At 67.0% G+C, this 23,947-nt stretch carries 21 protein-coding genes; 13 read left to right on the top strand and 8 right to left on the bottom strand.

The window, feature by feature from the left end:
• Positions 1-16: 16 nt before the first annotated feature.
• Positions 17-1,141: a fatty acid desaturase gene (locus tag FHW94_RS11535; RefSeq protein ID WP_168555950.1), complete on the bottom strand. Its 1,125-nt coding sequence runs from the start codon at positions 1,139-1,141 to the stop codon at positions 17-19.
• Positions 1,142-1,299: 158 nt separating this feature from the next.
• On the opposite strand from FHW94_RS11535, the gene FHW94_RS11530 reads away from it, so the two are divergent.
• On the top strand, positions 1,300-2,457 hold the full coding sequence (locus FHW94_RS11530) for a GNAT family N-acetyltransferase (RefSeq protein ID WP_168556111.1): 1,158 nt from the start codon (positions 1,300-1,302) through the stop codon (positions 2,455-2,457).
• A 179-nt stretch (positions 2,458-2,636) separates the two neighbouring features.
• Positions 2,637-3,083 carry a response regulator gene (locus tag FHW94_RS11525; RefSeq protein WP_168555949.1) on the top strand — a complete coding sequence of 149 codons (447 nt, stop codon included), beginning with the start codon at positions 2,637-2,639 and terminating at the stop codon, positions 3,081-3,083.
• A gap of 247 nt (positions 3,084-3,330) precedes the next feature.
• Here FHW94_RS11525 and FHW94_RS11520 read toward each other — a convergent pair whose 3' ends face one another.
• Positions 3,331-4,131 carry a Crp/Fnr family transcriptional regulator gene (locus FHW94_RS11520; protein WP_168555948.1) on the bottom strand — a complete coding sequence of 267 codons (801 nt, stop codon included), beginning with the start codon at positions 4,129-4,131 and terminating at the stop codon, positions 3,331-3,333.
• Between the two features lie 166 nt (positions 4,132-4,297).
• Between FHW94_RS11520 and FHW94_RS11515 the strand changes: the two genes are divergently transcribed.
• Complete coding sequence (locus tag FHW94_RS11515) at positions 4,298-4,651, top strand: response regulator (protein ID WP_168555947.1); 354 nt, start codon at positions 4,298-4,300, stop codon at positions 4,649-4,651.
• A 90-nt stretch (positions 4,652-4,741) separates the two neighbouring features.
• Complete coding sequence (locus FHW94_RS11510) at positions 4,742-5,542, top strand: response regulator (RefSeq protein ID WP_168555946.1); 801 nt, start codon at positions 4,742-4,744, stop codon at positions 5,540-5,542.
• Between the two features lie 113 nt (positions 5,543-5,655).
• Here the strand turns inward: FHW94_RS11510 and FHW94_RS11505 are convergent, their stop codons facing one another.
• Positions 5,656-7,287 (bottom strand): CHASE domain-containing protein, encoded by a 1,632-nt coding sequence (locus FHW94_RS11505; protein ID WP_349237503.1) that lies wholly within the window; start codon positions 7,285-7,287, stop codon positions 5,656-5,658.
• A gap of 468 nt (positions 7,288-7,755) precedes the next feature.
• Between FHW94_RS11505 and FHW94_RS11500 the strand changes: the two genes are divergently transcribed.
• The 3 genes from FHW94_RS11500 (at position 7,756) to FHW94_RS11490 (ending at position 9,960) form a co-directional block, all read left to right on the top strand.
• Positions 7,756-7,914: a NepR family anti-sigma factor gene (locus tag FHW94_RS11500; protein ID WP_246866074.1), complete on the top strand. Its 159-nt coding sequence runs from the start codon at positions 7,756-7,758 to the stop codon at positions 7,912-7,914.
• The gene (locus FHW94_RS11495; protein ID WP_246866073.1) at positions 7,907-8,548 is read left to right on the top strand and encodes a sigma-70 family RNA polymerase sigma factor; all 642 of its coding nucleotides are present in this window, start codon (positions 7,907-7,909) and stop codon (positions 8,546-8,548) included. The genes FHW94_RS11500 and FHW94_RS11495 overlap by 8 nt, the downstream gene beginning before the upstream one ends.
• Positions 8,549-8,712: 164 nt before the next feature.
• On the top strand, positions 8,713-9,960 hold the full coding sequence (locus FHW94_RS11490) for an AI-2E family transporter (RefSeq protein ID WP_348981796.1): 1,248 nt from the start codon (positions 8,713-8,715) through the stop codon (positions 9,958-9,960).
• Between the two features lie 63 nt (positions 9,961-10,023).
• On the opposite strand, the gene FHW94_RS11485 is transcribed toward FHW94_RS11490, so the two are convergent.
• Together FHW94_RS11485 and FHW94_RS11480 are read right to left on the bottom strand one after the other, a co-directional pair.
• Positions 10,024-10,638 carry a superoxide dismutase gene (locus FHW94_RS11485; RefSeq protein WP_168555944.1) on the bottom strand — a complete coding sequence of 205 codons (615 nt, stop codon included), beginning with the start codon at positions 10,636-10,638 and terminating at the stop codon, positions 10,024-10,026.
• A 135-nt stretch (positions 10,639-10,773) separates the two neighbouring features.
• Positions 10,774-12,063 carry a cation:dicarboxylase symporter family transporter gene (locus tag FHW94_RS11480; protein WP_168555943.1) on the bottom strand — a complete coding sequence of 430 codons (1,290 nt, stop codon included), beginning with the start codon at positions 12,061-12,063 and terminating at the stop codon, positions 10,774-10,776.
• A 79-nt stretch (positions 12,064-12,142) separates the two neighbouring features.
• Between FHW94_RS11480 and glmM the strand changes: the two genes are divergently transcribed.
• Both glmM and FHW94_RS11470 read left to right on the top strand, forming a co-directional pair.
• Complete coding sequence (gene glmM, locus FHW94_RS11475) at positions 12,143-13,483, top strand: phosphoglucosamine mutase (RefSeq protein WP_168555942.1); 1,341 nt, start codon at positions 12,143-12,145, stop codon at positions 13,481-13,483.
• A gap of 14 nt (positions 13,484-13,497) precedes the next feature.
• A complete protein-coding gene (locus FHW94_RS11470; protein ID WP_168555941.1) occupies positions 13,498-13,722 on the top strand; it encodes a DUF1272 domain-containing protein in 225 nt (74 codons plus the stop codon).
• A 47-nt stretch (positions 13,723-13,769) separates the two neighbouring features.
• Here the strand turns inward: FHW94_RS11470 and FHW94_RS11465 are convergent, their stop codons facing one another.
• Positions 13,770-16,247 carry a transferrin-binding protein-like solute binding protein gene (locus FHW94_RS11465; protein ID WP_168555940.1) on the bottom strand — a complete coding sequence of 826 codons (2,478 nt, stop codon included), beginning with the start codon at positions 16,245-16,247 and terminating at the stop codon, positions 13,770-13,772.
• Between the two features lie 218 nt (positions 16,248-16,465).
• Here FHW94_RS11465 and FHW94_RS11460 point away from each other — a divergent pair, with 218 nt between their 5' ends.
• Positions 16,466-17,713 carry a DUF3422 domain-containing protein gene (locus FHW94_RS11460; RefSeq protein ID WP_168555939.1) on the top strand — a complete coding sequence of 416 codons (1,248 nt, stop codon included), beginning with the start codon at positions 16,466-16,468 and terminating at the stop codon, positions 17,711-17,713.
• Between the two features lie 12 nt (positions 17,714-17,725).
• On the opposite strand, the gene FHW94_RS11455 is transcribed toward FHW94_RS11460, so the two are convergent.
• Complete coding sequence (locus FHW94_RS11455) at positions 17,726-18,220, bottom strand: GNAT family N-acetyltransferase (protein WP_168555938.1); 495 nt, start codon at positions 18,218-18,220, stop codon at positions 17,726-17,728.
• Positions 18,217-19,377, bottom strand: a complete 1,161-nt coding sequence (locus FHW94_RS11450) for an aminotransferase class I/II-fold pyridoxal phosphate-dependent enzyme (protein WP_168555937.1) — start codon at positions 19,375-19,377, stop codon at positions 18,217-18,219. The genes FHW94_RS11455 and FHW94_RS11450 overlap by 4 nt, the downstream gene beginning before the upstream one ends.
• A gap of 214 nt (positions 19,378-19,591) precedes the next feature.
• Here FHW94_RS11450 and FHW94_RS11445 point away from each other — a divergent pair, with 214 nt between their 5' ends.
• The 3 genes from FHW94_RS11445 to FHW94_RS11435 all read left to right on the top strand — a co-directional run bounded on the left by FHW94_RS11445 (position 19,592) and on the right by FHW94_RS11435 (position 23,840).
• Complete coding sequence (locus FHW94_RS11445; protein ID WP_168555936.1) at positions 19,592-20,029, top strand: hypothetical protein; 438 nt, start codon at positions 19,592-19,594, stop codon at positions 20,027-20,029.
• 149 nt (positions 20,030-20,178) lie between these two features.
• A complete protein-coding gene (locus FHW94_RS11440) occupies positions 20,179-21,345 on the top strand; it encodes a LuxR family transcriptional regulator (RefSeq protein ID WP_168555935.1) in 1,167 nt (388 codons plus the stop codon).
• 128 nt (positions 21,346-21,473) lie between these two features.
• Positions 21,474-23,840, top strand: coding sequence for a TonB-dependent receptor (locus FHW94_RS11435; RefSeq protein WP_168555934.1), 2,367 nt, complete (start codon positions 21,474-21,476; stop codon positions 23,838-23,840).
• Positions 23,841-23,947 lie beyond the last annotated feature (107 nt).

Below are 23,947 nucleotides of genomic sequence, written 5' to 3'. Positions count from 1 at the left end.
CACGAATGCGAAGAATTCAGGCTTCGGGCCGCGCGCCCATCGTCGAGCGCACCAGCCGCGCCAGCAGCGGGAACAGGCCGGGATAATTGGCCCGTTCATAAGTCGATTGCAGGCCCAGATGCGCGCGCAGGCGGCGGTGGCATTCGCCCAGGGAATGATAGGGCATCGAGGGCAGCAGGTGGTGCAGCGCGTGATAGCGCAGGCCCACCGGGGCCCACAGCGCGCCCCACACGCCCGGCGGCGGCACGTTGACCGAATCGAGATACTGCCCGGTCACGCTCATCTGCTCGCCTTCGTTCTCCCACAAGTGGGCCACCAGCGTGCGCACCTGGTTGAGCAGCGCGGCCAGCGAAATCACGCACAGCGCGATTGCCAGGGGCAGCCAGCCATGCGTGGCCGACCAGGCCAGCACCGTCCAGGCCCAGACACTGGCGCCCAGTTCCTGCCAGAACACCATGCGCGCAAAGGCGCCCTCGGGCTTGCGCCGCACGAAGGCCGGGTTGATCGACAGCGACGAGGCGCGTTCCCACACCAGCTTGCGCAAGGGCGGCACGATCACGCCCAGCGGCACCAGCACCGCCGACCGCACCAGCAGGCCGATCGGCAGCAGCAGCGCCGTGAGCGTGAAGACCGGCAGCGACCACGGCTTCATCAGCGCCAGCGGCAGGTATTCCGGGTCTTCGGCCGTGCCATAGCGGATGCGCGAGTGGTGCAGCGCATGCACGCCTTCGTACATGAACGATGGCATCAGCACGGGAATGCCCACCACCAGGTTCCACACGAAGCGGAAGCCGGGCAGCGCATCGCGGTGCATATGGGTCAATTCGTGGATGAACAGCAGCGCGCGATAGAGCGCGAGCGCCGAGAACACGCCCAGGGCAACGACCACGCCCCAGTTGCCGCCGCGCAGGGCAGTGGCAATCGCCAGGCCCAGCGCGGCATAGCCGAGACCGGCCGACACGAGCATGTCGGGCCAGTAGATTTCCGGCCGGGCGCGCGCGATGTCGCGGGTAAGATCGGCGGCGGCGCGCAGCATGGCCTTGTCTTCGGGCGTACCGGCTAGCCCGGCGGCGCGCGGCGCCACGGTGGCGCCGGCAGGCGCGGGGGCATCGCTCTGTTCGAAATAGTCGGTGGCAAGCATGGCAAAAACGGTTCCCAAGAGACCCTTGTAGGATCAGGCATGAATGGTGCCTGACGGGGCGATCGCCGGTGCGCCTGGGTTCGTCCGGCTTGACAAGTCACCGGATAGAGCCGCAGGCATCCGGGACAGCGCGCGTGTTAACTCAAAACAAAGGCGATATCGTGGCAGGCGAAGTAGTCATCACCCCCGTTGCAAACAAGGCCGAACGTGCTGCCTTTGTAGACCTGGCCTATCGCATCAACGCAGCCGATCCCAACTGGGTGCCGCCGCTGCGCATGGAAGCGATGGAACTGGTCACGCCCGGCAAGAACCCGTTCTTCGAACATGCCGACGTGCAGCTGTTCCTGGCGCGCCGCGACGGGCGTGTTGTGGGGCGCATTTCCGCCCATATCGATCATCTTGCCGTGGCGATGGACCCGATCCAGGGCATGGGGCCGGGCACGGGCAACTGGGGCCTGCTCGAAGCCGAAGATGAAACGATCGCCCACGCCCTGATCGCGCGGGCCGAGGAATGGCTGCGCGCCAAGGGCATGACCCGCGTGCTCGCGCCGCTGTCGATGTCGATCTGGGAAGAACCGGGCCAGCTGACTCTGGGCTTTGACCATCCGCCCACGGTGATGATGGGCCACCAGAGCGAGCGCTATCAGCACTATATCGAAGCGCTGCCCTATCAGCCTGCCAAGCAGCTGCTGACTTATGAGCTGGACATCACCAGGGAATTCCCGCCGCTGATCCAGCGCATCGTGCAATCGGGCGAGAAGAACGCCAAGATCCGCATCCGCAACGTGGACAAGAGCAAGTTCGACAGCGAAGCGGCGATCATCCTCGACATCCTCAACGACGCCTGGTCCGACAACTGGGGCTTCGTGCCCTTTACCCAGACCGAAATCGCCTACGCCGGCAAGAAGTTCAAGCCGATCGTGCGCGAAGACCTGATCATGGTGGCCGAGTACGAGGGCGAGCCGGTGGCGTTCATGATGACGTTGCCCGACCTCAACGAAGTGATGAAGCCGATGGGCGGCAAGCTGTTCCCGTTCAACTGGATCAAGTTGCTGCGCTGGCTGGGCAAGCCGCGCTGCCGCACCATGCGCGTGCCGCTGATGGGCGTGCGCAAGAAGCTGCAATCCTCGCGCATGGCCAGCCAGCTGGCTTTCATGATGATCGAATACATCCGCCGCAATTCGGTGGAGCGCTATGGTGCCTCGCGCGGTGAGATCGGTTGGATCCTTGACGACAACCAGGGCATGATCGCGATTGCCGACGCCATCGATAGCCACGTCAACAAGCGCTATACCATCTACGAACGCGCGCTGTGATCGCCCGGGGGCTTGCCCCCGGCCGGCACAAGGCGCGTGTCGCAGGAACGTGGCGTCCGATGGGGCGTTATGCCGATCGGGGCACCCTTGTTCGCAAGGCCCTGCCCCACGCTGGCGCTGGCCGGCAAGCCCGGCAGACATGGCCGGGTGAACGGGCCGGCGGGAAGGGAATGCAGGCCATGAAACACGTCGCGCCGCCCAGCGCCCCGTCTGTGCCAACAGGCGGGCTGGGCAATGCCCTGGTGGTGGAAGACGAGGCCATCGTGGCCATGGCGATGGCCGATACCCTGGCGCAGGCCGGCGCCGATGAAGTGGCGATCTGCCACACCACCGCCCATGCCCTGATCGAAATGCAACGCCTGCGCCCGGCCATCCTGGTGCTGGACGTGCACCTGGCCGATCGCGACGATGGCTGGGCGCTGGCCGAACTCGCCGTGGCGATCAGCCCGGCGCGGCCGCTGATCGTGTTTTCCACCGGCACGCCCGAAAGCATCCCGCCGCACATTGCCGAAATGGGCCATGTGCTGGCCAAGCCGTTTCCGTGGGAAGCCCTGGCCAACCTGGTGCAGCGCCATGCGCGGCACCCCGGCCTGCTCGGCCGCCTGCGCAACGCCCTCTCGCTGTAGAACGCGCGCCGTCGCCTCGGCCACGAGGGCAACGCATCGCCCTTTCCCGGCACAACGAAAAAGGCCTCCGCCGGGGATTGGCGGAGGCCTTCGGGATCGTATCACCAGCCGCTTGGACGGGAGGGGGGTCTCGGCGGTGACATGCCTTTAACGGGCCACCCGGAAATCAGTTCCCAACCGTTCCGAAAAATTTTGCATCTTTTTACAGTTCGGCCGGAACCCGCCGTGCCCCCTTTACCTAAGCAATTTAGATGTAAGGTCTTTTCGGCAAACCGTGAGGATCGAAACCAACCAGCGCGCGCACGCTGGCAAGATCGGGCACGCGAATACCCGCACCGCTCCAATCGACCTGGCCCGCCTTGCGCAGGGCCTGCATCGTGCGGTTGGTGTGCACCAGTGACAGGCCGAGCATGTCGGCCACCTGGCCTTGGGTGATCGTCACGGGCAACATCGCGGCCCCATCCACTTCGGGCACCAAGCCGGTTTGCAGGCCGCGTTCCACCAGCCACAGTGCCAGGTAGGCCACCCGCTCGCGCGCAGGGCGTTGGCCCAGCGCCACCAGATGCTGCTCCAGCGCATCTTCCTCGCGCGCGCACAGCCAGATCACGTCATAGGCAAAACGCGGATGCGCCGTGACCAGGTCCATGAACCGATCCCGCGGAAACACGCATAGCCGCACGTCGGTCAAGGCCGTGACGCCGTGGCTGATCTCGCCATCGAATGCGGCCTGCAGCCCGACCAGATCGCCGGGAAACATCACGTTGACGACCTGGCGGCGGCCGTCTTCGAGCAGGCGATACCGCATCAGCACGCCGTCGAGCACGGTGAACATGCGATCGCCCGGCGCGCCCTGGCGCAACACCTCTTCGCCGCGCGCAATCGCGCGCTCGCCGGCGCGCTGCCGCTCGATCCATTCGCGCTGCGTGGCATCGGGCGCAACCAGGCCCGGTCGATCGCGCAGCGGGCAAGTGCGGCAAGGTTGGTTGGATGGACGCTGATCGGCCCCGCTCTGGCCCCCGCTGCCGGCGCTGCTGCCACTTCTGAACACGCTGTCTTGCTCCTGCGCTGGCCACGATCCCCCGGCCGCTGCGCCTGATCATCGGGCAGTGGCGGAGGTTCGGCTATGTCAAATGACACAAACGGGTTCCCGGTTCCCGGCTAGGCGGCGCGGCTGCTTGGCCGATCGTGCCAAGGTGCGATGGAGCACGATCCCGATGACTGCCGATTATGTGCTGGTACTCGAAGACAACGTATTGGTCGCCATGGAAATAGAAGACGAGTTGGCCGCCCGGGGCCATAGCGTGGCAAGCGCGGTGGATCTGGCCGAAGCCGAAGCATTGGTTGCACAAGGGCTGCCACGGATCGCGCTGCTTGACCTGCGCCTGCCCGATGGCGATTCCACCACGCTCGCTTTGCGCCTGGCCGAGCAGGGCTGCGCCGTCGCGCTGATCTCGGGCGCGGATTCGGGGATCATCCCGGCCAGCCTGGCCAAGATGCCGCGTTTCCCCAAACCGACCGGCGTGTGGCAGTTGGCCGACTGGGCCGACGGCATCGCCGCGGCGGGATGAGGCAGGCCACGAAAAAGCCGCGACTGGCCCGGGAACCGAAACTGCGCTAGGGCATTTAGGGGTGCATCGCGTATCCAGGAAGGGGTTTAAATGTCGCTGGGCGCCAAAGTAGCTACCAATCTTCCCTATCTGCGCCGCTATGCCCGGGCACTGACCGGCAGCCAGCAGACCGGCGACGCTTTTGTGCGGGCCACGCTGGAAGCGGCCCTTGCGGACGCCAGCCTGCGCAACGCCATCGGCGAAGGCCGCGTGGCGCTCTATCGTGCATTCAACAAGGTCTGGTCGAGCGCTTTCGTCGACACTGTCGATCATTCGGGCAGTGGCGGGCTGGGCCTTCACGAAACCGCCGCGCAAGAGCGGCTGGCGCATATCACGCCGGCCAATCGCCAGGCGCTGCTGCTGATCACGCTGGAAGATTTCTCCGTGCCCGAAGTGGCCGAGATTCTCGACCGCACCCCGTCCGACGTGGAAGCGCTGGTCCAGGAAGCGATCGAGGAAATCGACCGCGAATCGGCCACCAGCGTGCTCATCATCGAAGACGAGCCGCTGATCTCGATGCAGTTGGAAGATCTCGTCCGCTCGCTTGGCCACGACGTGTGCGGCATGGCCGCCACCCGCACCCAGGCGCGCGAGATCGCCACGCGCGAAACGCCGGGCTTGGTGCTGGCCGATATCCAGCTCGCCGATGGCTCCTCCGGCCTTGATGCGGTGGATGACATTCTCAAGCTGGTCGACGTGCCGGTGATCTTCATCACCGCCTATCCCGAGCGCCTGCTGACGGGTGACCGGCCCGAGCCGACCTATCTCATCACCAAGCCGTTTCAGGAAGCGACCGTGCGTGCCGCGATCAGCCAGGCGCTGTTCTTCGGATCGAGCCGCCCGCTGGCCTGAAGCCAACCAACCATTCCCTCGTGAAAGGCCGGGCCCCGCTGGGTCCGGCCTTTTTCGTTGCCTGGCGTTCTCGCTGGATCGCACCGGCGTAACGCGGCACGGTTGGCAGCCCGTCAGCCCTGCCGCCCCTCGCGGATGGCAAAAGAACCACGCTGGCGCACCGGGATCACCAGGGTGCAGCGCACGCCATCGGCTTCAAAGCGCAAGTCCACCGGGTTGCGCAGCTCATGGGCCACGATCTTCTCGATCAGGTCGGTGCCGAAGCCGCGCTTGCGCGGCGTCTTAGGCTCGATCGGCGGCCCGCCATGCTCGGCCCAGAAGATGCGCGCGGTGCTTTCGCTGGCCAGTTCCCAGCGCACGTCCACGCGCCCGCCAGCCACGCTGAGCGCGCCATACTTGGCAGCGTTGGTGGCCAGTTCGTGCACGGCAAGGCCCAGTGAAAGCGCGTCATTGGGTGCGAGCTGCACATCGGGCCCGGCAATATCGACATGGCGATCGGCCCCTTGCGCATAAGGGGCCAGTTCGGTGCGGATCACCAGATCGACCGGCGTGGCGCCCCAGTCCGACTGGGTCAGCAGGTCGTGCGTGGCCGACAGCGCGCGGATGCGGCCTTCCAGGCTTTCCACGAAACTGTCGAGATCGCGGGCGCGGCGGCGGGTCAGCGCGATGATCGACAGCACATTGGCCAGCGTGTTCTTGACCCGGTGGTTAAGCTCGCGCGTCAAGGAATCGCGGATCGAGGATTGCTGTTCGAACCAGGCGAGCGACAGGCGATCTTCTGCCACCTGCTGGCTGACCAGCCGCGCCAGGACCAGAAGCAACGTGGCCACGAGCAGGCCGAACAGCAAGGTCATCACCGACAGCATGCTGAGCATCATCGCCGGGGGCGCTTCCACCACCAGCAGCCAGCGCCGCCCGGCAACATCCACCCAGCGCCGCACCATGCGGCCGGAATGAATCTCGGGCTGCTGCTCGGCCAGGAGCCGCGCCGGATTCTCCGCGCCATCGTAAAGACGCACGCCCAGCGGGGCGTCGGGATCGGCCGGCATCGAGGCATGCAGGAAATCGCTGGCCGCAAACGGCGTGAACACGAACCCGCGCAAGGTGCGGCTGCCATCGTCGCGGCTGGCGCCGAACACCGGCATGTACATGACGAACCCGGCCGGGCCGCCGGCGTGGCCAGCCAGCACCAATTGCAGCTTGCCCGAAACGATCGGCCGCTCCACCAGTTCGGCGCGGTCCATCGCTGCACGGCGCACCGGGTCGCTGGCCATGTCGAACCCGATCGAATGGCGGTTGCGCGGCGTTTCGGGGACCAGGTACATCACCGGCACGGCATAGCCCCGCGCGGCATATCCGGCCGGCTGCACCATGAAGGGCAAGGCCTTTTCGCCCGTACCGTCACGATGGGCGCTGCCATCGCGCATCACCCGCTCAACCATCGGCACATCCTCGCGCGCCACCCGCATGCCCCAGCCGATGCCGTTGACGCCGCTATCCGCGCCTTCCATCTGCAGCCGCCCGACGAACGAGCGAAACAACGATGCATCCACCGAGCGGCGCGTGGTAAACAGCGCGGCGGCCGAGCGAAGATAAGCAGCATTGCCGTTGGCGCGCCGCTCCAGGCCGGAGGACACTTCCTGGGCGATCTTGTCGAGCTGGGCGATCTCGCGCTGGCGGTCGGCGCGTTCGATGGCGAACACGCTCAGCACGGTGACAGCCATCGTCAAGGTGAAGATGCCCACGGGCAAAGCCCGCGGGAACCGCTCATACCATCTTGGCGCCAGGTTCTTTTGGGAGAACAGTTTCTCCACGTGCGCTTGCGATCCCTTTATCTTGCCATTCCAACGCAACCCGGCCCTACCGATGCCGCGCGATCATGCCTGATGCAACGCACGGCGCAAGCACCTGTGCCCGCGTCGCCGGGGCATTCCGTCGCTTTGCGCACGGTTTGTATCCCATCATCACGCCGCCATGGCAGTGGCGGCCAGGCGATGTGGCCAAATGAGACACGGGAACGGCGATTTCGCGGGAACCGATTGTGCACGGTTTCGTTCCACTTGCGCAATTACCCAAGACACCGGGCACCTGTGATTCTGGCGGCCCCATGGTGTATGCATGGCTGTGCCACCGGCAATGGTGTCAGTGGTTCAATTCTTGCGACGACCCATGGGGGGAGGCGAAGCCGAAAGCGAATGTCGAAAGATAAACCTATGAAAACCCTGGGGACCCGGCGGCGCAACAGCGCGCGGGCCAAATCGCCCGAATGGGCCGACGGTTTGCGCCGCCTCTACGATTCCGTCGTGGAGGAACCTTTGCCCGACAGCTTCGCGCAGTTGCTCGACAAGCTGGACGGCGACGCAAATGGCTGAGGCCCCGCGCCCCCCGGCAGATTCCAAGGGCGATACCGCTGCCGCCACCCCAAACACCGCCGCGCACAACGCCGTGGCGTTCAAGCGCGAACTGACCGGGGTGATCCCGCATCTGCGCGCGTTTGCCCGCGGCCTTTGCGGCCGCCCCGATCTGGCCGACGATCTCGTACAGGAAACCCTGCTCAAGGCATGGGCCGCGCAGGAACGGTTCGAACCGGGCACTTCGATGCGCGCCTGGACGTTCGTCATTCTGCGCAACGCCTATCTGACTGACATGCGCCGCAACCGATTTCGCGCGGAATACGATGAAACCGTGGCGGAACGCGTGCTGGTTGCGCCGGCCGGCCAGGAAAGCCCGCTGCACTTGTCCGACATGCATCGCGCCCTGCTCACCCTTCCGCCAGAGCGGCGCGAAGCGCTGTTGCTGGTCGGGGCGGGCGGCTTTTCCTACGAGGAAGCGGCCCAGATCTGCCAATGCGCCGTGGGCACGATCAAAAGCCGCGTCGGCCGCGCCCGCGCCGCACTGGCTCAGATGATCGACACGGGGCAACTGCCGCGCCGCAGCACGGATGACGCGGTCGCGCATGATGCGATCATGCACGAGCTGGATACGACCGTGCAATCGGGCGGGTAAGCCCCGACTTGGCCCGCTGACCCTGCCGCCTGGATCGCGCCCGTGCACGGGTGCACCAGTCGTGCCGCAAAGCGTGCCCGCACGGCCGCCTGCCCCTTGATTGCGCCAGGGGGCAAGCCCAAGACCGGACCAGGCGAATCACCGCCATCCCCCAGGCCGTGCCCGTGTCGCGAAACGATTCCGAACTGACCTCTCCCCCGCGAACCGATGCCGAACGCATCGAAACGCAGGAGGCTGCCTCTGGCGTGCAAACGCAGCAGGCGCGCCTGCAATCGGCCATCCTGCTGCTCTTGGGCCTTGGCCTGTTCTTTGCCCTGCCGTTCGTGCTGTCGATCGGATCGGTGGTGTTCCTGCCGCCGGTCACGGCGGTGGTGCTCACCATCGTGTTGGCGCCGGCGGCAGACCGGCTGGTGCGGCTTGGCCTGCCCAACATGCTCGCCTCGTTCCTCGCCCTGATCCTGCTCATTGCGGTGGTGGTGGCGGCGCTCTCGCTCATCCTGCAGCCGGCCTATGACATGGTGGACCAGGTGCCGGCGATGGCGCGCCGGGTCAGCCTGCGCTTTGCCGAATTGCGCAGCAACCTGGCGTGGCTCAACGATATCAACCGCCAGATCGGCCGCCTGACCGGCAACGCCACCACGCGCGAAGTGGTGGTGGCTTCGCCTTCGGTGATCGAGCAGGTGGCGTTCGCCACGCCCAGCGTGCTGATCGAGGTGCTGCTGACCTTCCTGCTGACGTTCTTCATGATCGAATCGCGCATCCGCACCAAGCGGCGCCTGCTGTTCGACCGCCACAGCTTTGGCGCGTCGGTGCGGATCGCCCGGGTGATCCGCGCGGTGCAGGATCGCGTCGCTTCGTACATTCTCACCGTTGCCCAGATCAATCTGGGCGTGGGCGCGATCGTGGCCGGTGGCGCCTGGGCCTTTGGCTTTGCCGCCCCGATCATGTGGGGTGGCCTCGCCTTCGTGCTCAATTTCCTGCCTTATGTCGGGCCGCTGGCGATGACCGCGCTGCTGGTCCTGGTGGGCGTGGGCACGGCCAGCACGGTGGCCCTTGGGCTCCTGCCGGCGCTGGCTTTCCTCGGCCTCCATGCGGTTGAGGCCAATTTCGTGACGCCCTCGATCCTGGGTGCGCGGCTTACGCTCAACCCCGTGTCGATCCTGGTGTCGATCAGCTATTTCTCGTGGATCTGGGGGGCCCTCGGCGCACTGCTTTCAGTGCCGATCTTGCTAACGCTCACGGCCCTGGTCGATCACCTGGGTCGGCCCAACCTGGTCGGCTTCCTGTTTGGCGAGCCGCTGTTCCAGCCTGGGCTGATCGCGCAGGACGAATTGCACGATCCCGAGGAACCCGGCCTGTTGCCCGATGAAGACGGCATGCCGGCCCGTCCGCGCACCGCGCACGCGGTGTGAAACAAAAAAGGGCAGGCCCTGGGGGCCTGCCCTTTTCCGTTAGGCTGCGCTCGCGCGCGGCGATCAGGCTGGGTAGGCCCAGACCGTGCCACGGCCGAGGTTTTCGGCAGCAAAGCCCCAGTTGAGGTGCTTTTCGATCACGCCCTTGAGATAGTCGGGACGCAGGTTCTTGTAATCGACGTAGTAGGCGTGTTCCCACAGGTCGATCACCAGCAGCGGATTGCCCGACAGGTCGGAATACGTTGCCGCGTCGTGGGTCTGTTCCACCGCCAGCTTGCCGTCCTTGGCCACCAGCCACACCCAGCCCGAGGCAAAGTGCGCGGCGCCTTGCGCAGCCAGTTCGGCCTTGAGCGCGTCGAGCGAGCCGAACGAAGCTTCGATCGCGGCGGCCAGGTCACCGGTCGGCTCGCTGGTTTCGGGCGTCAGGCTGTGCCAGTAGAAGCCGTGGTTCCAGGTCTGGGCCGAGTTGTTGAACAGGCCCTTGTCGCCCTTGGCTTGCGCCGCGGCAACGATGTCTTCCAGGCTCTTGTCGGCCAGGTCGGTGCCGTCGATCGCGGCATTGGTCTTGTCGACATAGGCCTTGTGGTGCTTGCCGTGGTGCGTCTGCAGGGTCACCGCCGAGATCGTGGGATCCAGCGCGCTGTCAGCATAGGGCAGCGGAAGAAGGGAAATCGCCATGGTCGCTCCGTTTCGTCAGGGAATTGGGCAATGCCAAACCAACGCCTCAGGTCGGCATCGGTTGCCATCGCGGCCTATGCCATTTGACAGCGATTTCCAGTGAATTTTTCTGATCGTGGTCCAAGCGCAAACTGATCAATCGTCATGGGCTGCCACCGCCGCCGTCACGGCCACGTCCATCGTCACGTTGCCCAGCGTGCGCATCAGGTCGGGCAGCATTTCCACCGCCACCAGCAAGGCCAGCGGCTCTACCGGAACGCCCATGGCCAGCGCGATCGGCCCGATCGAGGTAACGAAGCTGATCGTGCCGGGCAGGCTGACCGCGCCAAAGCTCATCACGCTGGCCACGGCAAAGCCGGCCAGCATGTGCCAGCTATCGACCGGCACCCCGAACCAGTGCGCCACATAGATCGCCACGGCGAAGTTCATCGCCGGGCCGGTGCCGCGAAACAGCGCCACGGCCAGCGGCAGCACCAGTTCGCTGGTGGCATCGCGCAGGCCCAGGCTGCGGCAGGCGTTGAGCATGGCGGGCAGCGAGGCGAGCGAGGACTGGGTGGACAGCGCCAGCGCCTGCGACGGCAGCATGGCGCGGGCAAAGGCGCCCAGCGGCTGGCGCCCGGCCAGCACTGCCAGCGGATAGGCCACCAGGAACACCACGGTGCCGGTCAGCCCCACGATCATCACGTAATGCGCCAGGGCGCCGATGGCCGCCGTGCCGCTCTTGGCCGCTACCACCAGGCTCAAGGCGAACACCCCCACCGGCCCGCACCACAGCACCCAGCCGATTACCACCAGCATGGCGCCGGCGATGGCCTCGAAAAAGACCAGCAGGCTTTGCCGCTGCGCCGCCACCAGCCGGGTGGCCGCCATGGCGAACACGCCGGTGAACAGGATCACCGGCAAGACCGCATCGCCGGCGGCCGAGGTGAACACATTGACCGGCACCATCGATGTCACGAAATCGGCAAGCGAAGGCATCGTCGTGGCCGTGTCGGCCGCCGCCGCCCCCACATTGGCGCGCAGCGCCGCGCCCGCCCCTTGCGGGATCGGGACCAGCGCCAGCAGCAGCGGGGTAAACAGCCCGGCCATGGCCGAACCACCCACCAGCACCACCATGAACCAGGCCAGCGCCCGCCGCGCCATCGCCCCGGCGCGGGCGGCCGCCACGGTCTGCACCACGCCGGTGAACAGCAGCGCCACCACCAGCGGCATGATCGTGGCGCGCAAGGCCCGCAGCCACAGATCGCCCACCGGCCCTGCCACGGCCAGGACTGGCGGCAGGGCGCCCGGCGCGGCAAAGGCCAGGGCCAGCCCCAGCGCCAGTCCACCGACCAGGCCCAGGAAAATCCACAGCGCCGGTACGCGCGTGATCGGGGGAAGGCCGCCTTCGGGGGCGGATGACGGATCGGTAATCGCTTGGTTCATGCCATGGTGAGAATAATGGTGTAGGGAGCCAGTGCAATGGGGCCTTGGGGGCGCCAAGCAAAGGGACAAGATCTTCGCGATGGGACGCAAATTCTTCGGCACCGATGGCATCCGGGGCCGGACCAATGCCGGGGTGATGACCGCGGCAACCGCCATGAAAGTGGGCCAGGCGGCCGGCACCTATTTCCAGCGCGGCGATCACCGCCACCGCGTGGTGATCGGCAAGGACACGCGCCTTTCGGGCTATATGCTGGAAAACGCTATGACCGCCGGGTTCACTAGCGTGGGCATGGACGTGGTTCTGCTCGGCCCCCTGCCCACCCCCGCCGTCGCCATGCTCACGCGCGAGATGCGCGCCGACGTGGGCGTGATGATCTCGGCCAGCCACAACCCGTTCGAAGACAACGGCATCAAGCTGTTCGGCCCCGATGGCTTCAAGCTGTCGGATGAAGACGAACTGGCGATCGAGGCGCTGCTGGAGGAAGACCTGGGCCTGGCCCCGGCCACCGACGTGGGCCGCGCCCGCCGCATCGAGGATGCGCGCGGCCGCTATATCCACGCGGTCAAGGCCTCGCTGCCGCACAACCTGCGCCTCGATGGGCTGCGCATCGTGGTCGATTGCGCCAATGGCGCGGCCTATACCGTGGCCCCTTCGGCGCTGTGGGAACTGGGCGCGGAAGTGATCGCCATCGGCGTCGAACCCAATGGCAAGAACATCAACCTCAATGTCGGCTCCACCCATCTCGACGCGATCAAGGCCAAGGTCCGCGAAGTGCGCGCCGACATCGGCATTGCGCTCGATGGCGATGCCGACCGCCTGATCGTGGTGGATGAAAAGGGCCAGACCGTGGATGGCGACCAGATCATGGCGCTGATCGGCAGCCAGATGGCCAAGCGCGGCGCGCTGACCGGCGGCGGCGTGGTCGCCACGGTCATGTCGAACCTCGGCCTCGAACGCTTTCTCAAGGCCCAGGGGCTGGACCTGGTGCGCACCGCCGTGGGCGATCGCCACGTGCTGGAAAAGATGCGCGAGGGCGGCTTCAACGTGGGCGGCGAGCAATCGGGCCACATGATCCTGACCGACCACGCCACCACCGGCGACGGCACGATCGCCGCGCTGCAGGTGCTGGCCGCGCTGGTTTCCAGCGGCAAGCCCGCCAGCCAGACGCTGCATCTGTTCGATCCCGTGCCCCAGTTGCTCAAGAACGTGCGCTTTGCCGGGGGCAAGCCGCTGGAGGCCGATAGCGTCAAGGACGCCATCGGCCAGGCCGAAGCGCGCCTTGCCGGGCGCGGCCGCCTGGTCATCCGCCCATCGGGCACCGAACCGGTGATCCGCGTGATGGCCGAAGCCGACGACGCCGACGAAGTGGCCGAAGTGGTCGATGCCATCTGCGACGCCGTGCGTAAAGCCGCTGCCTGAAGGAACCCTGCACTATGCTGGCCATGCACCCCGATTGCGAACGTTGCGGCACCGAACTGCCGGCCGAAGCGCCCGGCGCGTTCATCTGCTCGTTCGAATGCACGTTCTGCGCCGAATGCGCCGAAGACCTGGATGACCGCTGCCCCAATTGCCAGGGCGAACTGATGGACCGGCCCACCCGGGCCAAGGCGCTGCACGCCAAGCATCCACCGGCCAAGGAACGCCGCTACAAGCCGTGATCGTTCCGCTCGGGCGCCAGCGTGGCTGGCGCCCGAGCGCGCATGGATCAATTCTTGCGCGCGGTGGCGATCCCGTTGATCGCGAGCGCGTCACCATTCTGGTAGGACCAGTGCGCGCCCACTTCCTCCGCACCCGGCCCGAAGAATTGCCCCATCATCGTCTGCACGCTGCGGCTGTCGTTCAGCGTGAACGCCCCGTTGCTGCCCATCGTGCCGCTTTGCGAGAACGTGCCCACGGTGCGGGCCGTCGCCTCGGTGGTCGATAGCGCCACTTTCGCGGTCAGCGCGCCGGTATCGAAGTTGGCCGAAAAGCTGCTGGAGCCCTTCAGCCCGCCGGTATAGTCCAGCGCCCCGACATGGCCCTGCCCCATGGCCTCGCCCTTGTAGGTGGCGCTGCCGCTGGTGGGGCGGGCCACGGTGGGATAGCCGAAGTAGCTCAACATGCGTTGCGGATGGGTGGGATCGGCCGCGATCGTTGCCGTGATATCGGCAAAGCCGAGGTAGGAGTAGGTCGTGCCCGAGCCATCATGCTTGGCGATCAGGCCCTCGATGCTGCCACTGTCGTCGGTCAAGGCATAGTAATCGGCCAGCTTCGTGCCCTTGCCCGCCACGATGTTCGATTTGTCGAGCGCGAAGACGGAAAGGCCGAAGACCTGCGAGAACGGGCGGAATTCATACTTTCCCGAAGAGGGCGTCCACTGCACCATGGCATAGCCGTAGTCGAGCTCCGCCTGCGATATCGGCGCATAGTCGAAGGCCTTGGTCAGCACCTGATCGGCAAAGCCGCCGAACCGCGACGAGTCGATGCCCTGGAACGTGCCAAACGCGGTGCCGCCGGCACTGCCCCCGCTCGCCTGCCAGGTGCCGGCCACTTCGTTGGCCTTGGGGCCGAAGAAATTGCCCGCCAGCGTGCCGCTGTAGCGGTCGAACGTCAGCGAGGTGGAGAAGCTGTTGGCGCTGGCCGCGAGCGTGCCGCTGCCGCCTAGGGCGCCGACCCGGTCTGGCGTGCGGAAGCGGGTGGCCAGGTAATAGCTTTCGCCCAGCGTCATCGTGCCCGACAGCCCGATGGCGCCCGTGGTGAAATTCACATCGAGCGCGCCGGTGGCCGAAGCAAGCAGGATGTTCTTGCTGCCGTTTTCCACCGCATAGCCGCGCAGCGACAGGCCATAATGGCCCGTCCCCGCAAGCGGCATCGCGGCCGTGGGCGTGACCGCGCCGAACACGGCATTGTCGAACCGGTTGGTCTGCACCCCGCCGCTGGTAGTGGCGGTATAGGTCGTCAGCGTGGCGCTATAGCTGGCGGTCGCCACGTTGAGCGCTGGCGTGCGGGAATAGCCATAATCGTAATAGGTGCGCGTGCCGGCCGGCGTGGTGAGCGTATAATGGCTGCCGTCCCACGCGATCGTCATCGCCACGTCGCCCTGGGTCACGCTGCCGAAAGTCTGCGCGGCATCGTTGTCGTCGATCGGCGCGGTGGAGGTGAACGTGGCTTCCTTGGCCGTCGTGGTCAGGATGACCGGCGTTGCCGGATGGCCATCGGCAAAGGCCAGGGCGCCCGTGCCGCTGTTGCGCCCGGTCATCGTGCCGACGGCGACCGAATCGTAGCTGTTGCTGGGGTTGCTGGACTTGGCGGCAAAGCTCAGGCCGATTTCGCCGGCATCCGGCCCAAAGAACTGGCCTTTGAAATCGCCCGTTTCCACCTGGAAATCGCTGAACGTGACTTTCCCCGAAAAGCCGTTGCCGGCCGAGGCCAGCGTCCCGCTACCCCGGAAATTGTCGGTGAAGGGCTGGCCGGGAATCTGGACCGTAGTGCCGGTCAACACGAGCTGCCCTGAAGCGAACTCGACCGCCGCCGTGCCGCTGCCCACCAGCGGCTCGGTGCCCGCGCCGGTGGTGCGCACGCCCAGCACATCGAGGGCATAGATGGCACTGCCCGTGCGCGGCACCGCCGCGTCGGCGGTCGGCGCGCCATAGACCAGCGCATCCACGGTGCCGCTGCCCGAATTGGTGCCGACCACCGAATGCTCCCAGAACGCGCTGCCGACATAGCGATAGGTCAGCGTGCCCGAGGTGCCGGGCTTGGTCACGGTGAGGAAGTCGGTCGTGCTGCCGTTGCGCTTGGCATAGACGGTGGCCGTGGCGCTGGACTGGCTGGCGTCAATCTCGCTCTTGGCGAAGGTGATCGATCCGCTCGGGCTGCTGAGCGAATAACTCTGGGCCGCAGCGTCGTAGCGGAAGGTGGCGGTGGTCGATGCGGCAGTGACCTTGGGCCGCAGGCTGGAATCGAAACTGCCCGTGGCGCGAACGGCCAGGTTGGCAAAGCTTTCCGTCTTGAGCGGCCCGAGCAGATCGGCATTGACCGGCCCGGTGGGCGTGGGCGTGGGGCTGGGCGTCGGATCGGGCGTGCTCGCCACTTCGCCGCCCCCGCCGCAGGCCGAAAGCACCAGCGCCAGCGGCCAGGCGGCCCACCCACGCGCCGCACCGTGCCGGGCACCCTGCCCGGCACGCATCCCTTGCAATGACATTCCGCGTTCCCCTGTTGCCCGCCTTCGTCGCCGGCAATCCAGCGCCATTACGTGGCGCCCGATTGCGTCATGTCGGCGTGGTACCATTCCGGCTGCGCCCTGCAACGCCTTTTGCAACCTTAATAAACCTATTGTTTCGGATTATCGCGACCCCCGCCCAAGGACGAATTGCCTTGCCCCCGCTTCGGGCGCATTCTGCGCGCGGGGGGAGAAAAGCCATGCACGAACACGAATGGCGCCGGCAGATCGTGAGCGAGATGCATTTGCGCCGCTGGCCGGTGCTGCGCGCACCGATGCAGGTGGTGCAGATGGTGCGGCTGGTCGGCGATGCAGAGCGCGATGCCGAATGGGCGGCGTGGGGCGCCATGCCGGATGGCGGCGAAGTGCGCCGCGCCTATCGCCGCCACGTTTCTGGCACGCTGGCCGGCGGCCTTGCTTTCACCTGGGAACGCCATAGCGAAGCGAGCACGCAGACGCTTTTCGCCCCGGCCGATGCGGGCGACGCGCTGGACCAGGCGATCGGCTGGATGGAAAGCCTGCCAGGCGCCACGGTGCGCGCCACGCGGCTGCTGATCGTGGCCGACGAAGCCGCCGCCGAAGCGGCCTTGCCCGCGATGGGCTTTGCCGGGGAGGATCTGGTTTCGTGCCACGTGGCGGGCGCCATGCGCATCTGGTCGGATTTCCGCATCGCGCCCGATGGCTATGGCCGCATGCTGGTGGCCGCTGGCGGGCTGGAAGGGGGCGACCTGACCCGCGCCGTGCAGCGGCTGCAGGAACTGGGCAACTACCGCAACCTTGCCCTGCTCGGCCTGCCGGTGGCGCGCGCGGCCTGGCCCCGGCTGGACGAGGCGGAAGCCGATCTGCGCCAGTTGGGCGAAGCACTCACCCGCAGCGACGTGCGCGACGATGATCTCATGGCCCGGCTGTCCACGCTCTCGCTGGCCATTGCCGCCGTCGCCAGCAGCACCGACTATCGCATGAGCGCTACGGCCGCCTATGCCCTGCTGGTGGACGAGCGCCTGGCCGACCTTGCGCCACACCCCATTCCCGGCTTCCTTTCGCTGGCCGAATTCACCCAGCGCCGCTTTCTGCCCGCCGTGCGCACCTGCGCGGCTTTTTCCCGGCGCGAAGCGCAAGTGGCGGCGCGCGCCGGACAGTTCACCGCCCTGCTGCGCGCACGCATCGAAACCCGCATCGAAAACCAGAACGGGGCGCTGCTCGCCTCGCTGGAACGCAGCGCAGCGCGCCAGTTGCGCTTGCAACACCTGGTCGAAGGGCTGTCGGTCGTGGGCATCAGCTATTATGCCACGGCGCTGATCGGGCACATGCTGGAAGGCGGGGAAAGCCTGGTGCATTTCGATGCCCGCCTCGCCGTCGGCGTGCTCACCCCGCTGGTCGTTCTCGCCACCTGGCTGACACTGCGTCGCGCGCGCCAACAGGTGTGGCACGGCAACGCCAGCGAATAATCGTGATAATGGTTATAACACGCGAAACATGACCAAGGCATCGACCATGCCATGGCGCGGGTGGTCAAACGCGCCGGGCAGGCGGCCGACCACGGCAAAGCCCATCGCCTGCCACAAGTGTACCGCCGGCGCATTGGTGCTGACCACGCAATTGAACTGCATCGCGCGAAATCCTGCGGCCCGCGCGGCATCGAGCGAATGGGCGCACATCGCGCGCGCCACGCCGCGGCCGGCGGCGGCGGGCGCGGTCATGTAGCCGCAATTGGCCACGTGGCTGCCGCGCCCCTGCTGGTTGGCCCGCAAGGTATACGTGCCGAGCACCGCGCCTTGGGCATCCTGCGCCACGAATGCCTGGCGGCCAGCGCCACACCAATAGTCCAACGCCGCGTCGCGCGGCATGTCCTGCGGCAAGGCATAAGTTTCCCCGGCACGGATCACCGGCTCCACAATGGCCCAGATCGCGGCGGCATCGGCAGGCTGGGCCGGCCGGATGGCAAGGCCGGTCACACCGCCATTTCCGCCATGCGGGCGGCGAACCACGGCTTCATCCGCGCCAGCGCGTCTTCCACTTCGGCAGTGGAAACAGCAAAGCTGATGCGGAAGAAGCGGCGCCCTTCGACCGGATCGAAATCGATCCCCGGCGCAGTCGCCACGCCCGTGTCTTCCAGCAGTTTCAGGCAGAACGCCATCGAATCGTCGGTGAGATGGCCAATATCGGCCCACACGTAAAACGCGCCATCGGGCGGGGCGATGCGCGCCAGGCCCAGGTCTGGCAGCGCATCGAGCACCAGTTGCCGGTTCCACGCATATGTCGCGAGATGGCCTTGCAGTTCGGACTCGCAATCGAATGCCACCAAGCCGGCATTCTGGCTGAGCACCGGAGGCGTCAGGAACAGGTTGCCCATCCGCGCGCGCGCCTGGTCCACCAGGGCAGGCGGCACCACCAGCCAGCCGAGCCGCCAGCCAGGCATGGAGAAGTACTTGGAGAAGCTGTTGACGATCACTGCCTCGGGATCGACCGTCAGCAGGGTCTGCGCCTGCGCGCCGTCATAAGTGAGACCGTGGTAAATCTCGTCGCTGATCACCGCGATGCCGCGTTCGCGGCACACTTTGGCAATGGCGGCGAGTTCGTCGGGCGCGATTACCGTGCCGGTGGGATTGGCGGGACTGGCCAGGATCAGCCCGTCGGGCGCGGGCTCCATCGCCGCCAGCGCGGCAGCGGTAACGTTGAAGCGCTCAGCCGGCCCGCAGACCAGTTCCACCGGCACCATGTGCAGCGCGCGCAAGGTGTTGCGATAGGCAACATAGCCGGGCCGGGCGATCGCCACCCGCGCGCCGGGCGCAAAGCGCAAGGTCAGCGCCATGACCAGCGCGGGGGATGCGCCGCAGGTCAGCACGACCTGCGCGGGATCGACGATGACCCCGGCGGTTTCACGGTAATGGCGGGCGATCCGCGCCTTGAGCGCCTGGCTTTCCCAATAGCCTTGCGCGTCGGTGTCCAGCACCGCGTGCGCCCGCGCGATCGCGGCGGCTGGCGCGCTGGTGGAAGGCTGGCCGAATTCCATGTGGATGACCGGGCGCCCGGCAGCGGCGGCATCGGCCGCCATGCGGTGTGCCAGGGTGGAAACGGCAATGGCGTGAAAGGGTTCGATCTGCGCAGTCATGGCCATGGCGCCTAACACGATTTGCCCTTCCAGCCTATCCGCCCGCCCACTTGAGCGCGGGCCGGACCCGGCGCACGGTCGCCAAGCTTTCTGCCAGATGAACCAGCCGTAATCTGCCCGTCATCACGCGGGCGGGATGCATCAGGCACCGGCAAGGCGCGGGGACAGCGCACAGACGGGCCACACAGCGATGCCGAACCGACCGGGACACCACGTGTTCCTTCATTCCGCTGCGCCGGATCCCGGCCTGCCCGCCGGGCCGCCCACGCCCGTCAACGAAGCCCAGACCACCGATCTTGCCGGCAATTCGCTGGTCGCCGTGCCCGGCAGCGGCCCTTGCGCCACGGTGGAAGCCCGTGCCAACCAAGCGCAATGCCGCAATGCCGATACCGCCGGCTTTCCGGCGGCGGCGCTGGCCTGCATCGCGCTGGCCTGCGCGGCGCTTGCCGCTGGGCTGTGGATCATGGCGGGCAGGGAACTGCGCGCCTGGATCGACGGGCAAGGCTGGCACTGGCAATCGGCCTCGCGCGCGGCGGCCGCGCGCAGCCCGGCTGCCCACGCCTTGCGCCGCCGCCGCTATATCGGCCTGGGCATCGTCGTGCTCGCGCTTGCCCTGGCGATCGTCAGCCTGTTCGCCGGCCAGCCGGGATAGGCTGACGCCTGTTTCGCCCGCTGCCCGTGTTGGCGGCGTGCCGTCTTTCGGGCAGGCGCCGGGGCCATGCCGGACGCCCCATTGCCATGGCCGGGCGCTCCGTTACACTGCGTGTCATCTGTCGCCCTCTTGCCAGGCATGGCCCGCCCGTGACGCATCTCGACGATACCCTGCTGCTCAACCTCTATGGCTCGATCGAGCAGGAAGGTCGCTGGCTGGCCGTGCTTGATCTGCTGCGCGAGCGGCTGGGCGTGCACAGCGCGGTGGCGCAAGTGCTGTCTTCGGCGCGCCCCTGCCTGCAACAAGTGTGGACGGCGCGCGATTCGCTGTCGCTCGAACATGCCAAGATGCACGATTCCTGGGCCAATTCGGGCGCCAATCCGCGCTTTCACCGCCGCCCACCGCGCCGCAGCGACAGCGGCATCGGCAGCGATTTCCGCAGCCTGGACCTGAGCGACCGCGAACACGCCAGCATGCGCGAAGGCCTGGCGCGGTGCGGCGTCGGGCCGGGCTTCTGGGTGGGCTTCGGATTGACCGAAACCTCGCACTTCTCGTTGGTGTTCCATCGCGCGCCGGGCGACGATCGCGATGTCGATGCGGGCGAGGAAGCGGTGCTGCAATCCCTGCTGCCGCATTTGCGCCAGTCGGTGCGGCTGTGGCTCAACACCGCCGAAACCGCGCGCCGCGTCCGCGCGCTGGAACAGGCCGTGCGCGCCACGGACCTCGCCATGGTGGCCTGCGACCGCGCGATGCGCGTGGCCTGGCACAATCCCATGGCCGAGGCCGTGCTGGCGGGCAATCCGCACCTGACGATGCGCGGCGGCGTGCTGACCGCGCCCGCCGTGCCGGACAACGCCGCCCTGCGCGCGCTGGTGGCCGATGCCGCCACGGGCCAGGCCGACGTGCTGGCACTCGGCACCTCGGGCGACGATCCCTTGCACGTGCGCGCCGTGGCCGGCGCCAACCAGGCCGGTATCGGGGCCAGCATCGGGGCCGGCCTTTCCGGTTCGGCCCGCGATGAAGTGCTGCTGCTGATCGCCGCGCCCGAACGCCGCACGCAGGCGGCCCCTGCCGATCTGGCCCGGCTGTTCCGCCTGACCGGGGCCGAAGCCCAGTTGGCCGCAGCGCTCGCGGCCGGCACCACGCTCAGCGACTATGCCGCGCGCCGTGGGATCACGGTTGGCACCGCGCGCATCCAGCTCAAGCAGCTGTTCGGCAAGACCGGCACGGGGCGGCAGGCCGATCTCGTGCGCCTGGTGCTGCATTCCCTGTCCAGCCAGGGCCATCGCGTGGCCATTTCTCCACAACCAAACTGAGATCGCAGTCTATATCCCAAATGGGAGGTGCAGGCCGGCCTGCAACCCCTTCATCATCGTGGCGACAAAGGCGGAACGGGCTGGACGGAACGGGCCAGACGCAACCGCCGCACGATGAGGGATAGACGATGCAGCGCAAACACTTCCATCGATCGCAGACCGCCGTTGCCCGGGGCACCCCGCTGGCCCTGGCGATCGTGTTGGCGTGGAGCGGCACGCCGGCCCTGGCGCAGGACGCAGCCCCCAGCCCGGCTGCAGCCGCCGCCCCGGCCGAAACCGCCCCCGGCGAAATCGTGGTGACCGCCACCCGCCGCGCCGAAACGCTCAGCAAGGTGCCCCAGTCGGTCACCGCGCTCAGCCAGGCCTCGCTCGATGCGCGCGGGATCAAGGACATTTCCGGGGTCGTGCGGCAGACGCCGGGCATCCAGTTCGATCCCAATGGCTTTGGCAACCAGACCAACATCGCCATTCGCGGCGTCAGCTCCACCGTGGGTGCGGCCACCACCGGCGTCTATATCGACGATACGCCGATCCAAAGCCGGGTGGTGGGCTATTCCACCACCAATGCCTTTCCCGCCGTGTTCGACCTGGCGCGGGTGGAAGTGCTGCGCGGGCCGCAGGGCACGCTGTTCGGCGCCGGATCGGAAGGCGGCACGGTGCGCTTCATCACCACCCAGCCCAGCCTGACCGATACCCGCATCTATGGCCGGGCCGAAGCGGCGGCCACGCAGGGCGGCGCGGCATCGGGCGAACTGGGCGTGTCGATCACCGCGCCGCTGATCAAGGACAAGCTGGGGATCGCCGCCAGCGTCTGGTATCGCCACGATGGCGGCTGGATCGACCGGCAGAACGCCAACCCGGTGGTAACCAACGCGCCATACCTCAAGAACGTCAATTCCAGCTGGACCCAGGTGGCCCGTGTCGCGCTGAAATGGGCGCCGGTCGATGGCGTGGAAGTGACCCCATCGCTCTATTACCAAAAGCGCGTCAACGCCGACACCAGCCCGTGGTGGGAAAGCCAGTCTGACGCATCCAAGGGCAAGTACGTCAGCGGCGCGCCCAATGGCTCGCCCGATCGCGACCGCTTCTACATGCCCGCGCTCAACATCAGCGCCAACCTGGGCGGGGTGCAGCTGATCAGCAACACGTCCTACTATGTGCGCGACCAGAGCGGCGAGATCGACTATTCCACGATCTGGCCCGCCGTGTTCGTCGGCAGCCCCTGGGTGGGCACCGATCACAAGGCGCTAGCCTATATGCGCAACGACCAGCGCACCTTTACCCAGGAAGTGCGCCTGCAATCGGCCGACAGCAACGCCGCGCTCACCTGGGTGCTGGGCGGCTTCTATGCCAAGTCGGTCCAGCATTTCGGCGAGCAGGTCTATGACCCCGATTTTGCCGATATCTTTGGCGGTGTCCCGCCCGAAGTGGTGCTGGGCACGCCGCTGGTCGATGGCAAGTATTCGCTGGCCGGTGACGGACGCGGCGCCGATGCGCAGATCGCCGGCTTTGCCGAAGGTTCGCTCAAGCTGACCGACACGCTCAAGGTCACCGCCGGGGTGCGCGTGGCGCACACCAAGTTCGAAGGCAACTCGCTGTTCCAGGGGCCGGTTTCGGGCTACCAGTTGCAGAACAACCAGTCGGTCAGCGAAAACCCGGTCACGCCCAAGTTCGCGCTCAACTGGCAGGCCACCCCCACCACGCTGCTCTATGCCACGGCGGCCAAGGGCTATCGCATCGGCGGCACCAACGCGCCCGTGCCGCTCAGCCAGTGCGGCGCCGATCTGGCCGGCTTCGGCTTTTCCGATGTGCCCTCCACCTACAAGTCGGACAGCCTGTGGAGCTATGAAGCCGGGGCCAAGACGCGCGTGGGCGGGGTGAGCCTGGCGGCGAGCGCCTATCACGTGGATTGGAGCAACATCCAGCAGAACGTCTATCTCCAGCATTGCGGCGCGCAGTTCACCGCCAACCTGGGCAAGGCGCGCAGCCAGGGCTTCGATCTTCAGGCCACGGCCCGCGTGGCGCCCGGCTTCACGCTGGACGGCACGGTGGCCTATACCAATGCCCGTCTCACCCAGAACGTGAGCGGCCTGGCCAATCCGGCGCCCGGCTATCTGATCGCGGCGGTGGGCGATCACCTGGAAACCCACCCGTGGACCGCCACGCTGGGCGCCAGCTATGAAACCAGCCTGGGCGCGGCCACCGGCTATCTGCGCGCCGATTACCAGTACAAGAGCAAGGCCAAGATGGCCGCGCTCACCGATCCGCGCACCAGCGGCTATGATCCGGGCGCCTATCCCCTGCCCCAGGTGCACTATGCCAGCCTGCGCGCCGGGGTGCGCCATGGCGTCTACGATCTGTCGGTCTTCGTCGACAACCTGACCAACGAGACGACGATCCTCTCCCGCTCCATCGAAGTGGCGGGCGTGGGCAGCTATCGCAACCTGTCGCAGCGGCCGCGCACGTTCGGCCTCACCCTGGTGATGCGCCAGTAATGCCGGCCTGAAGTTTCACTGGGCGCCCCGGCCGGGGCGCCGCCTGCCTGGGCCGGAAGCAACCCTGACGCTTCCGGCCCCCTTTCCCCCTTGTCGATCATCCAGAA

This window comes from Novosphingobium sp. SG720, assembly GCF_012275365.1.
Classification (GTDB): Bacteria; Pseudomonadota; Alphaproteobacteria; order Sphingomonadales; family Sphingomonadaceae; genus Novosphingobium; species Novosphingobium rhizosphaerae.
Note: the sequence above shows the minus strand (reverse complement) of the source record. Positions and strands in the feature narration are given on the sequence as shown.